Annotated in this window: 11 protein-coding genes; 5 read left to right on the forward strand and 6 right to left on the reverse strand. The window is 53.8% G+C overall.

The features are described from left to right. Positions 1 to 4: 4 nt before the first annotated feature. Genes yidC through rpmH form a run of 4 tightly spaced genes read right to left on the reverse strand, consistent with a single transcriptional unit; the run spans position 5 to position 2,536 of the window. Entirely contained in the window at positions 5 to 1,711 is a 1,707-nt protein-coding gene (gene yidC / locus MARLIPOL_RS10695; RefSeq protein ID WP_036191423.1) for a membrane protein insertase YidC, read from the reverse strand. 4 nt (positions 1,712 to 1,715) lie between these two features. Further along, positions 1,716 to 1,982, reverse strand: coding sequence for a membrane protein insertion efficiency factor YidD (gene yidD, locus MARLIPOL_RS18395; RefSeq protein ID WP_012138107.1), 267 nt, complete (start codon positions 1,980 to 1,982; stop codon positions 1,716 to 1,718). After that, on the reverse strand, positions 1,982 to 2,386 hold the full coding sequence (gene rnpA, locus MARLIPOL_RS18400) for a ribonuclease P protein component (protein WP_012138108.1): 405 nt from the start codon (positions 2,384 to 2,386) through the stop codon (positions 1,982 to 1,984). Before rnpA ends, yidD begins: the two co-directional genes overlap by 1 nt. 15 nt (positions 2,387 to 2,401) lie before the next feature. After that, a complete protein-coding gene (gene rpmH, locus MARLIPOL_RS18405) occupies positions 2,402 to 2,536 on the reverse strand; it encodes a 50S ribosomal protein L34 (RefSeq protein WP_008172542.1) in 135 nt (44 codons plus the stop codon). A gap of 650 nt (positions 2,537 to 3,186) precedes the next feature. Here rpmH and dnaA point away from each other — a divergent pair. The 5 genes from dnaA to gyrB all read left to right on the forward strand — a co-directional run bounded on the left by dnaA (position 3,187) and on the right by gyrB (position 10,939). Further along, positions 3,187 to 4,638, forward strand: coding sequence for a chromosomal replication initiator protein DnaA (gene dnaA, locus MARLIPOL_RS10705; protein WP_012138109.1), 1,452 nt, complete (start codon positions 3,187 to 3,189; stop codon positions 4,636 to 4,638). 56 nt (positions 4,639 to 4,694) lie between these two features. Beyond that, positions 4,695 to 5,795, forward strand: a complete 1,101-nt coding sequence (gene dnaN / locus MARLIPOL_RS10710; protein ID WP_036191426.1) for a DNA polymerase III subunit beta — start codon at positions 4,695 to 4,697, stop codon at positions 5,793 to 5,795. A 94-nt stretch (positions 5,796 to 5,889) separates the two neighbouring features. Next, entirely contained in the window at positions 5,890 to 7,164 is a 1,275-nt protein-coding gene (locus MARLIPOL_RS10715; RefSeq protein WP_012138112.1) for an ABC1 kinase family protein, read from the forward strand. Between the two features lie 153 nt (positions 7,165 to 7,317). Then, a complete protein-coding gene (gene recF, locus MARLIPOL_RS10720; RefSeq protein ID WP_012138113.1) occupies positions 7,318 to 8,448 on the forward strand; it encodes a DNA replication/repair protein RecF in 1,131 nt (376 codons plus the stop codon). A gap of 76 nt (positions 8,449 to 8,524) precedes the next feature. Continuing rightward, positions 8,525 to 10,939, forward strand: a complete 2,415-nt coding sequence (gyrB, locus tag MARLIPOL_RS10725) for a DNA topoisomerase (ATP-hydrolyzing) subunit B (protein ID WP_012138114.1) — start codon at positions 8,525 to 8,527, stop codon at positions 10,937 to 10,939. An 82-nt stretch (positions 10,940 to 11,021) separates the two neighbouring features. Here the strand turns inward: gyrB and MARLIPOL_RS10730 are convergent, their stop codons facing one another. Together MARLIPOL_RS10730 and MARLIPOL_RS10735 are read right to left on the reverse strand one after the other, a co-directional pair. Beyond that, positions 11,022 to 11,777 carry a VC0807 family protein gene (locus tag MARLIPOL_RS10730; protein ID WP_012138115.1) on the reverse strand — a complete coding sequence of 252 codons (756 nt, stop codon included), beginning with the start codon at positions 11,775 to 11,777 and terminating at the stop codon, positions 11,022 to 11,024. Between the two features lie 97 nt (positions 11,778 to 11,874). Further along, complete coding sequence (locus MARLIPOL_RS10735) at positions 11,875 to 13,593, reverse strand: carbohydrate-binding module family 20 domain-containing protein (protein ID WP_012138116.1); 1,719 nt, start codon at positions 13,591 to 13,593, stop codon at positions 11,875 to 11,877. Between the last annotated feature and the right edge of the window lie 162 nt (positions 13,594 to 13,755).

Below are 13,755 nucleotides of genomic sequence, written 5' to 3' on the forward strand. Positions count from 1 at the left end.
CAGATCAGTGTTTTCTTCCCGCAACTTCCGCTTCAATCTTCCGCGTAATGTACCACTGCTGGGCAATGGACAGAATGTTGTTCACCAGCCAGTACAGTACCAGACCAGCGGGGAACCAGAGGAAGAACACGGTGAAGATCAGCGGCATCATCTTCATGATCTTGGCCTGCATAGGATCCGGCGGTGTCGGGTTAAGACTCATCTGCAGGAACATGCTGGCGCCCATCAGGATCGGCAGGATGAAGTAGGGGTCCATCACCGACAGGTCGTTTATCCACAGCATGAACGGTGCCTGGCGCAGCTGCACACTTTCAAACAGACACCAGTACAGGGAGATAAACACCGGCATCTGCACGAGTATCGGCAGGCAGCCGCCCAGTGGATTGATCTTCTCCCGCTTGTAGAGCGCCATCATTTCCTGGGACATGCGTTGGCGGTCATCACCATACAGCTCTTTCAGTCGGGTAAGCTGTGGCGCTACCGCTCGCATTCTCGCCATGGACTTATAACTGGTGGCCGACAGGTGGAAGAACACGGCCTTGACCAGCACCGTTAGCAGAATGATAGCGACGCCCCAGTTGCCTACGATGCCATGGAACCATTCCAGAATGATGAACAATGGCAAGGCAATAAAGAACAGGAAGCCGAAATCAACGGTGCGATCCATGTTCGGGGCAACGGCTTCGAGCCGGTCAATGATCTTGGGACCGACATAGGCCCGGGCACCAATTTCTGCAGTTTCACCGGGAGCCACAGTGGTCGCCGGATAGACAAAACCCATCACATAGAGTGGACCACGTTGGGTGGTCTGGAACTGGGCTGGCTGATCCCGTTCGGGAACCCAGGCGGTCAGAAAATAATGTTGGAGGAACGCCAGCCAGCCATTGGTGACAGACTGATTAATCGGTGTCTCACTGAGGTCACCAAAATCGTATTTCTCGTAGGGATCTTCCGGGGTACTTACCACCATACCGAGGAAGGCTTTGATCCCGAGGCTGTTCTGGGCAGTCGGATCGGGTGTCTGGTCCCGGACGATCTTGCCTGTGAGGTTGGCTTTCCAGTTGTCGCCGGACTGGTTATTGATCAGATAGCGCACGCCAATCTCGTAGCTGTCACGGGCAAACTGGTACTGCTTGGTAATTTCGACGCCGGAATCGGTCGTAAACATCAGGTTAACTATGAGCTCATTGGCGTCTTCCGACAGCTCGTAGTTGGAAGTGGCTGATTCATAGACCGGGGGTTTACCGTTACTGCTGCTGTCGATCCCGTCCCGACCTATCAGTCCACTTTCCAGAACATAGGTACGGTTGTTTGTATTGGTCAGGATCTTCAGGGATTCCTTGCTATCAAGGGATTTGTCGTAATCCAGCAGGGAACTTTCCACCAGGTTGCCGCCAACGCGATCGATCTTGAGTTCCAGTACATCAGTACGGACAGTGATCAACTGGTCACTGATTTCGGTGGTGTTGGTGTCGCCGATTGCCTGACTGTCGTCGTCCGGTGTGGTGAATTCTCCACCGTTGCTGTTTTGTGTACCGGTTTCTTCCGGGGTGCGGAGGTCAGCGGTGCTCCCGTTGCTGCCTGTAGAACGGACCTGTTCGACAACCTGTTGTTGCTGTTGCGGCAGGTTATAGTCCTCGTTCCAGGCAAGTACCATCAGGTAACTGACAATAGCGAGGCCGGCAAATAATACTATGCGTTGAATATCCATAAACTTACTGTTTGGTCTGGTTCGTGTTATGGGAATGGCTAGCCTGCCCACAATGGTCAGTGCCCGGTACCGGATCATACCCGCCTTCAGCCCATGGATGACACCTCAACAAACGCCCCATAGCAAGAAAAAGGCCTTTGATTGCACCGTGATAGGTGATGGCTTCAACAGCGTATTGCGAGCAGGTTGGATAATGCCGGCAATGACTCGCCATCAGGGGGCTGATTGCATACTGGTAGAAGCGGATTGGCAAGAGCAGCAATGTGCGCATTAATCCGATCCTTTACCAGTGCGAGAGGGTGCAGGCGTCGACGATTGAGCGTGACGATGTTTTCTTACCAGCCGTGACCAGAGGTCGTTCAGCGTAGCAGTGACGGTCTGGTTATCAAGCTGAGCCAGACCTTGCCTGCCAAGAACGATGATATCCAGGCCCGGTAACTCGGGCTGGAGTCTGAAAGTTTCCCGTACACGTCGCTTGACGCGATTGCGTTGTACGGCAAGTTTCAGGTTTTTCTTGGAAAACACCAGACCGATCCTGGCGTGCCCCAACGTATTGGGTGTCGCCAGGATCAGAAAATTCCGGTGTGGAACTCTGATTCTTACGTCGTTGAAGACTTTGCCGTAATCGCCGGGTTTCAGGAGCCGGTGAGATTTCGGGAAACTCAAAGCCTTCATGAGGCGGACGATGTCTTAAGCAGACAGACGTGCGCGGCCTTTCGCACGACGACGGGAAATAACTTTCCGGCCGTTTGCAGTGGCCATACGAGCACGGAAACCGTGGACGCGCTTACGCTTCAGTACGCTTGGTTGAAACGTTCTTTTCATGGTGATGATCTCACATTTCAGGTATTTGGAAATTCAACGGTTGGCTGGAAAATGAACAGCCAAAACAGGAGCGGCATTCTATGCAAACTGGCCGACGAATTCAATGGCTAATGCAAGGGGTGGTGTGGAAAGTGCGGAGAAAGCGTAGATCTGGCGAATCACTAATAACATTAGTAGGTCTTTTTTAATCTTCTTAAGGATTAATTATTACTGTTATTAGTAAGCTCCTTTTCTGTGGATAAGGGGATTTAAAATAATAAATTCAGTGGATTAAGAGGTTTACAAAGACGTTGACAAGGCGCCCTGGGATCTGTGTATAAACGATGCAGGGATTGTGGGTAATTCGAGGGGGTGGTCAAAACCTGACTTATCCCTGTGTTGGTCAAGTGGATACACACAGGGTTAAACGCAAGGTATACACACAGGGCTGTGGGTAACTGGAACTGGTATTATTTTTCTGTACACAACCCTGTAGGTAAGTTTGTAAAAACATGAAAATAAATAAAATAAATTTCCACAGGCTGTTCATGAACGGGTTTTTCCTCTTTTACTTGAGGGGCCCGCGGGGTAGAATTCCGGGTCATCTCTGACATCATCGGATTACCGTAATCCGGTGTGAGAAAATTCTGAGGCATCGGAGGCAGGCTGTTGTGCCGAATACCATCTGGCATCAGTGTCTAGAAGTACTCCGGGACGAGTTTCCCGCTCAACAGTTCAATACCTGGCTGAGGCCGTTACAGTCTGATCATCGCGAAGGTCAGCTGATGTTGTTTGCGCCCAACCGGTTTGTTATGGACTGGGTGAACGAGAAATACCTCAGGCGTATAGAAGAAGTATTGAAGGATTTGAACGGGGGGCAGGCGCCCCGCGTAAATATGAAGGTTGGATCGGCGCCAAAGGTCGGGGATCTGGTGGTGCGTTCTGAGCCTGACAAACCGGTTAATGGGGCTGACCAGGAAGAAGCCGGTAGTTCGGTCACTGAAGAGGAAAAGGGCGTTGCGGCCACGGTGTCATCACCTTCGGTAAAACCGCCACAGGGTAGTCAGCGACGTACGGTTCAGGTTGAAGGTGATATCAAGCACCAGAGTTTTCTGAACGAGGGTTTTACGTTCGAAACCTTTGTCGAAGGTAAATCCAACCAGTTGGCACGGGCGGCGTCGATGCAGGTGGCTGAAAACCCCGGCGGTGCCTATAACCCGTTGTTCCTTTATGGTGGGGTTGGCCTCGGTAAGACTCACCTTATGCATGCGATTGGTAACGATATCGTGCGGCGTAATCCTCGCGCCAAGGTTGCCTATCTGCGTTCCGAGCGGTTTGTTGCTGATATGGTCAAGGCGTTGCAGCTCAACGCGATCAATGAGTTCAAGCGCTATTACCGATCGGTTGATGCGTTATTGATCGATGATATCCAGTTCTTCGCCCGCAAGGAGCGGTCACAGGAAGAATTTTTCCACACCTTTAATGCGTTGCTCGAAGGTGGACAACAGGTGATCGTCACCTGCGACCGGTTCCCGAAAGAAATTGTGGATATGGAAGAGCGCCTCAAGTCGCGATTCGGCTGGGGGCTTACCGTGATGGTAGAACCGCCGGAGCTGGAAACCCGGGTTGCGATCCTGATGAAGAAGGCCGAGCAAGCCAACGTCAAACTGAGCAGCGAAGCCGCATTTTTTATTGCGCAGAAAATCCGATCAAATGTCCGAGAGCTAGAAGGGGCGCTTCGTTTGGTGATAGCGAATGCTCACTTCACAGGCTCGGAAATTACCCCGCCGTTCATTCGGGAAAGTCTGAAGGATCTGCTGGCGCTCCATGAAAAGCAGGTCAGTATTGATAATATTCAGCGTACGGTGGCGGAGTATTACAAGATCAAGGTGGCGGATTTGTTGTCAAAACGACGGACCCGAACGGTAACCCGTCCGCGGCAGGTGGCTATGTCGTTATCGAAAGAGTTGACCAACCACAGCCTGCCGGAGATCGGCGATGCCTTCGGTGGCCGTGACCACACCACGGTATTGCATGCCTGCAAGAAGATTGTGGAATTGCAGGAGACGGATCCCAGTATCCGTGAGGATTATCAGAACTTTATGAGGCTGCTGACCACCTGATGACCGGGATGGTTGCGGACAACATTCACCTTCCAAATAGAAGACTGCTGAGTGCCATGAAACTGACGATCAGCCGAGAATCACTGCTTACCCCGTTGCAATCCATTGCCGGGGTAGTAGAGCGCAAACAGACCATGCCGGTGCTGTCCAATGTGTTGCTGGTGGCCGAGGATAATACCCTGACCATGACCGGTACCAATATGGAAGTGGAGTTGGTGGGGCGGATCACACCTGTGCATGTGGACCAGCCGGGGAAAATTACCGTGCCGGCCAGAAAACTTGCGGATATCTGCCGCGCACTGGGCGATGAGGCACCGATCGAGTTGGCCCAGGAAGGAGACCGTCTGCACCTTCGTTGCGGGGCGAGTCATTTTACCCTGTCGACCCTGCCGGCCGAGCATTTCCCGAATGTCGAGGACGATGCCGAAAGCTTCCGTCTTGATGTACCGCAGAAGGAATTGAGTCGCATGCTGGATGCCACGGCATTCGCCATGGCGCAGCAAGACGTTCGCTACTACCTGAACGGGTTGTTGCTGGAAGTGGATCAGGGCCACATACGTACCGTAGCCACCGATGGCCACCGTCTGGCGATGGCCCACTTCGACCTGCCTACCGGCAGCGACCTGCGTCAGGTAATTGTGCCGCGTAAAGGCGTATTGGAGCTGGCCCGGCTGCTGGATGATGTGGAGACACCGGTCACTCTGGTAGTGGGTGACAATCACCTGCGCGCGACCGTCGGCAGTTATACCTTCACGTCGAAACTGATCGAAGGCAAATTCCCGGACTATAATCGGGTCATTCCGCGCGGCGGGGACAAAATAGTCCTGGCCGATCGGGCGACACTGAAGAATACCCTGCAGCGGGCGGGCATTCTGTCCCACGAGAATATTCGCGGTGTGCGATTGAATCTTGCACCCAATGAGCTTCAGGTTTTTGCCAACAACCCGGATCAGGAACAGGCCGAAGACGCGCTGCCAGTGGAGTATCAGGGCGAATCACTGCAGATTGGCTTTAATGTAGGCTACCTGGTGGATGTTATGAACGCGCTGGACGAAGACCAGGTCAAGATTACCCTGTCCAATCCCAACAGCAGCGCGTTGATCGAAGCCCAGAACGACAATCGTTGTCTGTACGTGGTCATGCCCATGCGCCTGTAGTGTTGATTGAACCGGGCCACAGGCATGGGTAGCCCGTACGGATGTCGAGGATTGGTTACACATCGGGTTCAGTAAACGTTGAGGTGAAGAGATGATGAAGGGAACAGTGACCAACAGTATCAAAGGCGCATTCCGTATTGGCCAGACGGTATCCGTACTGGGCCGTACCGGTGTTAACTGGTTACGGGGAGATCGCCCGCCGACGCCACGGCTGTTACGTCAGACCTTTGAATCTCTGGGTGCAACCTACATCAAGCTGGGCCAGTTTATTGCCAGCTCTCCCACGTTTTTCCCCAAGGAATACGTGGAAGAGTTTCAGTACTGTCTGGACAAGACCCCTAACCTGCCCTTCAGCGTGATCAAAAAGATCATACGTGAGGAGCTCGATCGTCCAATCGATCAGGTCTTTGCAGAGATTGATCCGGTCGCCCTGGCTTCCGCCTCCATTGCCCAGGTCCATTCGGCAAAACTGCTGACTGGCGAGGATGTGGTCATCAAGGTACAGAAGCCGGGGGTGGAAAACATTCTGCTGACGGATCTGAATTTCCTGTATCTGTCTGCCAGGATCCTTGAAACCCTCGCGCCAAAACTGTCCTGGACGTCCCTCTCCGGTATCGTGGAAGAAATTCAACGGACCATGATGGAAGAGTGCGACTTTATCAAGGAAGCCAACAACCTCAAGGTGTTCCGTCATTTCCTGCAAACCACCCATAATGAGGACGCGGCCGTTCCCCTGGTGTACGAGCATTGCAGTACCCGCCGCATTCTCACCATGGAACGATTCCACGGTGTTCCCCTGACTGATCTGGAAAGCATTCGCGGATATGCTCGCGATCCGGAACGCACCCTGATTACGGCAATGAACACCTGGTTTTCCAGTTTGACCCAGTGCGAGTTTTTCCATGCGGATGTGCATGCGGGCAACCTGATGGTGTTGAAGGACGGCCGTGTCGGGTTCATCGATTTCGGTATCGTCGGGCGCATACGTCCGGATACCTGGCAGGCAGTCAGTGATTTCATCTCCGCAGTGATGGTCGGTAATTTCGAAGGCATGGCCGACGCCATGATTCGGATCGGTATTACTCACGAACATGTGGAAGTTTCGGCCCTGGCCAACGACCTTCGCAAGCTGTATCAGCAGATGGACACGATGGTGCCCGATCAGGTGCCGTATGAAGCGGATCAGGCGGAGGATGACGTCAACAACATCCTGATGGATATGGTCAAGATCGGCGAAAGTCACGGTCTGCATTTTCCTAGGGAATTTGCCTTGTTGCTGAAGCAGTTCCTGTATTTCGATCGCTACGTGCATATCCTGGCACCGGAAATGGACGTGTTTATGGATGAGCGATTGAACATGCTCCACTAACCAACAAAGCTGGCGGGGAGGAAAAAAACGATTGTTGGCAAATTCGCCTTAATCGTCGCCTTCCTGCTGAGGGTTTTGTACACTAAGGCAGCACTCGCTAGGCGGGCGCTGCCTTTTTCATTTCTGTCACATTCTCCGGTAATCCCCGACTCTATGGCGCTGGTCAAACTGCAAACGGAACACTTCCGGAATCTTTCCTCCGCGCCTGTTACTTTTTCCCCGTCCTTTAACCTGGTGTTTGGCGAGAACGGCAGTGGGAAAACCAGTGTGCTTGAAGCGATTGGTTATCTTGGTCTTGGTCGATCCTTCCGGGTCAGTCGGCACCAGGCGGTTGTTCAACATGGCCAGCAGCGACTGACGGTATTCGGTGGATTGGATCAGGGGCTGGATAATGCAATGAACGAGGGGGAAGACCCCGGACAACTGGTACATCGGTTGGGGTTCGCCCGGGATATCGGTAGCAAGGAAACGACGTTACGGGTGGATGGTGAAGCGGTGAAGAATCTGTCCTCGCTGGCCCGTCATCTTCCGGTGTCTGTCATTGATCCGGGGGTGTTTGACATCGTCGCCGGTGGCCCCGGAAAGCGTCGGCAATTTCTGGACTGGGCAGTGTTCCACGTGGAACCTTCCTTCGCAAATGTGTGGCAACAGTGTCAAAGAGTGACGTCACAGCGGAATCAAACGCTGAGAAATGGTAGACTAGACGAAGCCTTGATCCGGGTCTGGGACAGTCAGTATGCCCAACTGGCAAACCGCCTGACGGAAGCAAGACGAGCTGCCTTTGCCCTGTTTGAGTCGGCGTTTAAGCGACTGCTGGAAGAGGTAGATGCGCCCTGGGTCGAGGGCATGAAAATGGATTTTTATCCGGGCTGGGATATCAGTCAGCCTCTCTCCGATGTGCTCGCAGCTCATCGGGAACAAGAGCTGCGGATGGGGCACACGTTATATGGCCCTAATCGTGCTGATGTGAAGTTGCGGTTTCAGGGCAGACCGGTTGCAGAGACCTTTTCCAGAGGTCAGCAAAAAACTCTCGTGATTCTGATGAAGATTGCTCAGGGTATGGTGTTGAGCAGTCTTGGTAAGCAGGTGACGTTCTTACTGGATGACATCAATGCGGAACTGGATGTCAGCCATCGGGCCATGCTTGCTAAGAAGTTGTATGAACTTCGATGTCAGGTCTTTATGACCTCTATCGAACCACCCCGCCCCGACGAATTGTGGCGGGATGAAAAACCAGAATATCGGATGTTCCACGTGGAACATGGCAAATTGAAGGAAGAATAAATCTGGGTGGCACAATAATGACGCTGGTACAAACCGGCCATTCTGCGACCAGGTAATTACCCATCAGGAGTACCTAATGAGCGAATCGAGCTACAATTCCTCCAGTATCAAAGTCTTGAAAGGACTGGACGCGGTTCGGAAACGGCCCGGGATGTACATCGGCGATACCGACGATGGCACTGGTCTGCACCATATGGTGTTTGAGCTTGTGGATAACTCCATTGATGAAGCTCTCGCCGGGCATTGCTCCGAAATCGGTGTCATTATCCATCCGGATGAATCTGTCAGTGTTAAAGATAATGGTCGGGGGATTCCCACGGACCTGCACGAAGAGGAAGGAGTGTCCGCTGCAGAGGTTATCATGACGGTACTCCACGCCGGCGGTAAGTTCGATGATAACTCCTACAAGGTTTCTGGCGGTCTGCATGGCGTGGGTGTCTCTGTTGTAAACGCCCTCTCCTCTACCCTTACGTTGACCATCCGCAGGGAAGGCAAAGTCTACGAACAGTCCTACAGCCATGGTGTGCCGAATGCACCGCTGGCCGTGGTGGGCGATACCGACGTCAGTGGCACCAAGGTCCACTTTATTCCATCCCCGGATACGTTCACCCATATCGAATTCCATTACGACATTCTTGCCAAACGGCTCCGTGAGCTGGCCTTCCTTAACAGTGGGGTCCGTATTCGCCTGACTGACGAGCGTAGCGGCAAAGAAGAGGTCTTTGAGTACGAAGGTGGCCTGAGAGCGTTTGTTGAGCATCTGAACACCAACAAGACCCCTATCAACCGGGTTTTCCACTTCAACACAGAGCGGGAAGACGGTATCGCGGTGGAAGTGGCGATGCAGTGGAACGATGCGTTCCAGGAGAACATCTACTGTTTCACCAACAATATACCCCAGCGCGACGGCGGTACTCACCTTGCCGGTTTCCGTGCGGCGCTGACCCGATCCCTCAATAACTACATTGAACATGAAGGTCTGGGCAAGAAGGCCAAGGTCAGCACCTCAGGGGACGATGCCCGTGAAGGTCTGACAGCGATTATCAGTGTAAAGGTGCCGGATCCGAAATTTTCGTCCCAGACCAAGGACAAACTGGTGTCTTCTGAGGTGAAAACCGCGGTGGAACAGGAGTTGTATCAATCCTTTGCGGACTTCCTGCAGGAGCAGCCCAGCGAAGCCAAGCTTATCGTGAACAAGATGATCGAAGCCGCTCGGGCCCGTGAAGCCGCTCGGAAGGCTCGGGACATGACCCGTCGCAAGGGTGCACTGGACATTGCCGGCTTGCCCGGAAAACTGGCTGACTGCCAGGAAAAGGACCCCGCCCTGTCCGAACTGTTCATTGTGGAGGGTGACTCGGCCGGTGGCAGTGCCAAACAAGGCCGAGCCCGTAAGACCCAGGCGATTCTTCCGCTGAAAGGTAAGATCCTCAACGTGGAAAAAGCCCGTTTCGACAAGATGCTGTCATCCGCGGAAGTGGGGACGCTGATCACTGCACTGGGTTGTGGCATCGGTCGTGAGGAGTTCAATCCGGACAAACTTCGTTATCATTCCATCATCATCATGACCGATGCGGATGTGGACGGATCCCATATCCGTACCCTGCTGCTGACGTTCCTGTTCCGCCAGATGCGCGAAATCATTGAACGTGGCCACGTCTTTATAGCCATGCCGCCCCTGTACAAGGTCAAGCGGGGCAAGCAGGAGCAGTACCTGAAGGATGAGAAAGCCAAGGTCGCCTATCTGACCCAGACGGCCCTGGAAGGCGCCCAGCTGTACGTAAACCCGGAAGCACCGGCGATCAAGGATTCGGCGCTGGAGACCATGGTGAAGGACTACCAGGCGGTGATGGCGATGATCGAACGATTGTCCCGTGCCTACCCGGCCAAGGTTCTGGAGCAGATGTTGCAGAACGTGACCCTGAAGCCGGACGACCTGAAGGAAGAAGCAGCGGTCGCACGCTGGGTTGCGCGTCTGGGCGAAGGGCTGGATCTGGATACGCGCACCGGCACCAAGTACACCTTCTCGGTGGAAAAGGATCCCGAGCGCAACCTGTACCTGCCCAAGGTGATCATCTACGTGCATGGTATTCCATACACTCACGTGTTCAATCACGAATTCTTTGAGTCATCATCCTACGCGGCTATTGCCCGTATGGGAGAAACCCTGGATGGCTTGATCGAGGAAGGCGCGTATATCCAGCGTGGTGAGCGCAAACAAGCGGTGCTGTCCTTTGAGGGCGCTCTCAACTGGCTGATGAAAGAAGCCCAGCGTGGTCTCAACATCCAGCGTTATAAGGGGCTGGGTGAAATGAACCCGGAGCAGTTGTGGGAAACCACCATGGATCCGGAAACCCGCCGCATGATGAAGGTCACCATCGAGGATGCCATCGCGGCCGATCAGATCTTTACCACGCTGATGGGTGACGACGTGGAACCACGCCGGGCGTTTATCCAGACCAATGCCCTGGAGGTGACCAACCTGGACGTCTGATCAACGGCGTGAGGGAAGCAATAAAAAAGGCGACCGCTTGGTCGCCTTTTTTATGATAAATCAATAAGTTGTTATTCTATTCCTAGCGTCCGGAATCCGACGTGTTGCTGTTCTCGTGCTGGGCTGCCAGATGCGGCGCCATCACCTCTTCGAGGGTATAGCCGGTGAGCCGGCGAATGGAGCGCCACAGATAGTAGAATATCGCGATCATCATGATCATCGATGGTATGGCGATCATCGGGTAACTCACCAGTGTCATCCGCCCCAATTCCTCGTTGAAGGCCTGTGTGCCGGAGGGGCTGACGACAATCCACCTGGCCAGCACATAGTTCATGATGGAGGAAAACAGGAATGTCAGGCTGAAGAAATACGTCGCCTTCAGCAGTCTTGCTTCGAACTCGTCTTCGCTGCCCTGCTCTTTCAGCGCGGCCTGGATCTTGTCGACGTTCAGCACCGACGGGTTATACAGCAACGTCCGCACCAGGGGGTATTTGGTACGTGTGGATATCAATACCGCCAGGCCAATGATGGCGGGAATTGCTGCCTCTTTGATCGCCAGCCAACCGGCATCCAGCTCCATCAAACCAATACCACCGGTCAGCCCCACGCTGATCAGGCCCAGCACCGCAATAAAATTTTTCTTGTGGTATCTGATCAGTTCAAACAAACCCCAACCCAGGGGGAAGGCCAGGCCAATAAGCAGGGCATTCACGCTACCCAGGTGCTCATCACCGCTGAACTTCATGAGGATCACTGAGGGAATAATAATACTGACCAGCAAGTCGACCCAGGGCCTGGGCTTGTGGTCCGGAATATTGGAGGAACTTGGAGAAGTCATGGCTTAGCCTGATTGGTGAAACAGCAGCAGGCCAACAGGCACTGCCGGAGATCGTTCCGGCAGTATACGATGAATCGAGCGGGTTACGTAAGCGGGATCAGAAGCTTCCCGAGGTACTCGCCGTGGCGCCGGAATCACCGGTTTGCAGGAGATTGTTGGCACCGGGTTGCCAGACCAACTGGCTCTCCGAATCGGTCTCACTGCGTTTGATGCACTTCCACTCGATACTGGCGTTAGCCGGCATGGTAAAGGTACCGTTCCAGGTCGGATAATTCTCCGGATCCAGTTTCAGTGCGCTGGCAGGTGACCAGTTGCCCAGTTCATTATTGTTGCCAGTCACATACACGCTTTGGCCCCAGTTGGTGGACCCATTGGCGCACTCGAAGGATACAGAGACGCCCTTATCGTCAGATGGTTCGTCGATCCCGCCACCGTCACAGGGCGCCCCTGTGTGCAGTGCCGCCGCTTCCATTGCCGGGATGTCCAGCGTAACCTGCCCGCCCTGGACACTGACACAGCTGCCGTCGCCGGCGATATTGCGATACTGGCCGTCCGGCAGCATCGTACTGAAGGTCCGTGAGAGACTCCCCCCTTCCCGGTTGATCGCCACAAAGCCTTTGTTGCCGCGGTTGAAGGCAATCTGATTATTGCCGTTATCCCACCAGCCAGATACCCCGGTGCCATCGGTAACGTTACGGAAACCCACCATATTGGCAATGGAATCCCACCGATGTTCACAGATCCAGGCATCACCGCATTGCGCGCTGCCATTCTGGTAAACGTTCTGGGCGGGTGGTCCCTGATCACCGTCGGAAAAGCTGTAGCTGGACATCACTTTCGGGTAGCCATAGGGCCAGGCCAACATGAACACATTGGCGAGGTTGTACACACTGCCGTCCTTGTAGGTCACCACGTTGCTACCGCCGGCACCATGGCCCCGCTGATTGTCATGATTGTCGGTGAACACCACGGCATCACCACCGGCCAGGAACCCCCAGCTCTCACCAAAGCTGTTGAGATTGGCCAGTTGCTGGTTCTTGAAGACATCGCCAATGGACGCGCTGTAGCGAAACTCCGTGACATCGGAAATACCGGTGTATTCCCCGGCACTCACCGCTTCGCCTCCCAGGTCGATCACCTCCTGGAACACATAGAGCGGGTCGTTCAATCCCGACAGGATGCCGCTGATATCGGATGGCGACATGTGTTTGGCTGCATCAATGCGAATACCTTTCACACCCAGTGAGGTCAGATGGTTCAGATACCCTGCAATGGTGTTCTGCACATAGCTATCCGCCGTATCCAGGTCCGGCAAGCCCACCAACTGGCAGTTACGTACCCGCCAGGCATCGTTGCCGTAGTCTTCAGGATTGATGGTACAGGGGGCGTGAAAATCGTTACTGCTGTAGATGGGATAGCTGAAAGAACCGGAGTCATAACTCGAGCCGGCGGTACCTGTTCCGGAACCGTTGGCCATATGATTGATCACCGCGTCGGCATAAACCTCCACACCGACGGCATTACAGCGCTGAACCATATCCGCAAAGGCATTGGCATCACCACTGCGGCCCTGTATCTGATAACTGACCGGTTGATACCGGGTCCACCAGGCACTGCCCTGAATGTGCTCCTGAGGCGGCGACACCTGCACAGCACTGAAACCTTTCGGCCCGAGGAAATTCTCGCACTCCTGTGCGACGTCGCTCCATTTCCATTCAAACAAATGAACAAACGCGCCCGCATGGGCCTGATGGGTGGGTAACACCATGGTCACGCCAAGGGCGGCGCCGGCGATAAACCGATGTAAAGGGATCATTGCATGCTCCTGTTTTGTCTTTGTTGTGGTGCATCTATGTATCAGCCAACGGTTGGTTGTTTTCTATTCGGATTGGCTGATAACCAGCAACATGCATTGTGCAATCTTTAGGCAAAACATCCTTAAGTGTTAAAAAGGGGGCGTAGTACCAGGGAGGATCTA

The sequence above is a fragment of the Marinobacter lipolyticus SM19 genome, from assembly GCF_000397065.2.
Taxonomy (GTDB): domain Bacteria; phylum Pseudomonadota; class Gammaproteobacteria; order Pseudomonadales; family Oleiphilaceae; genus Marinobacter; species Marinobacter lipolyticus.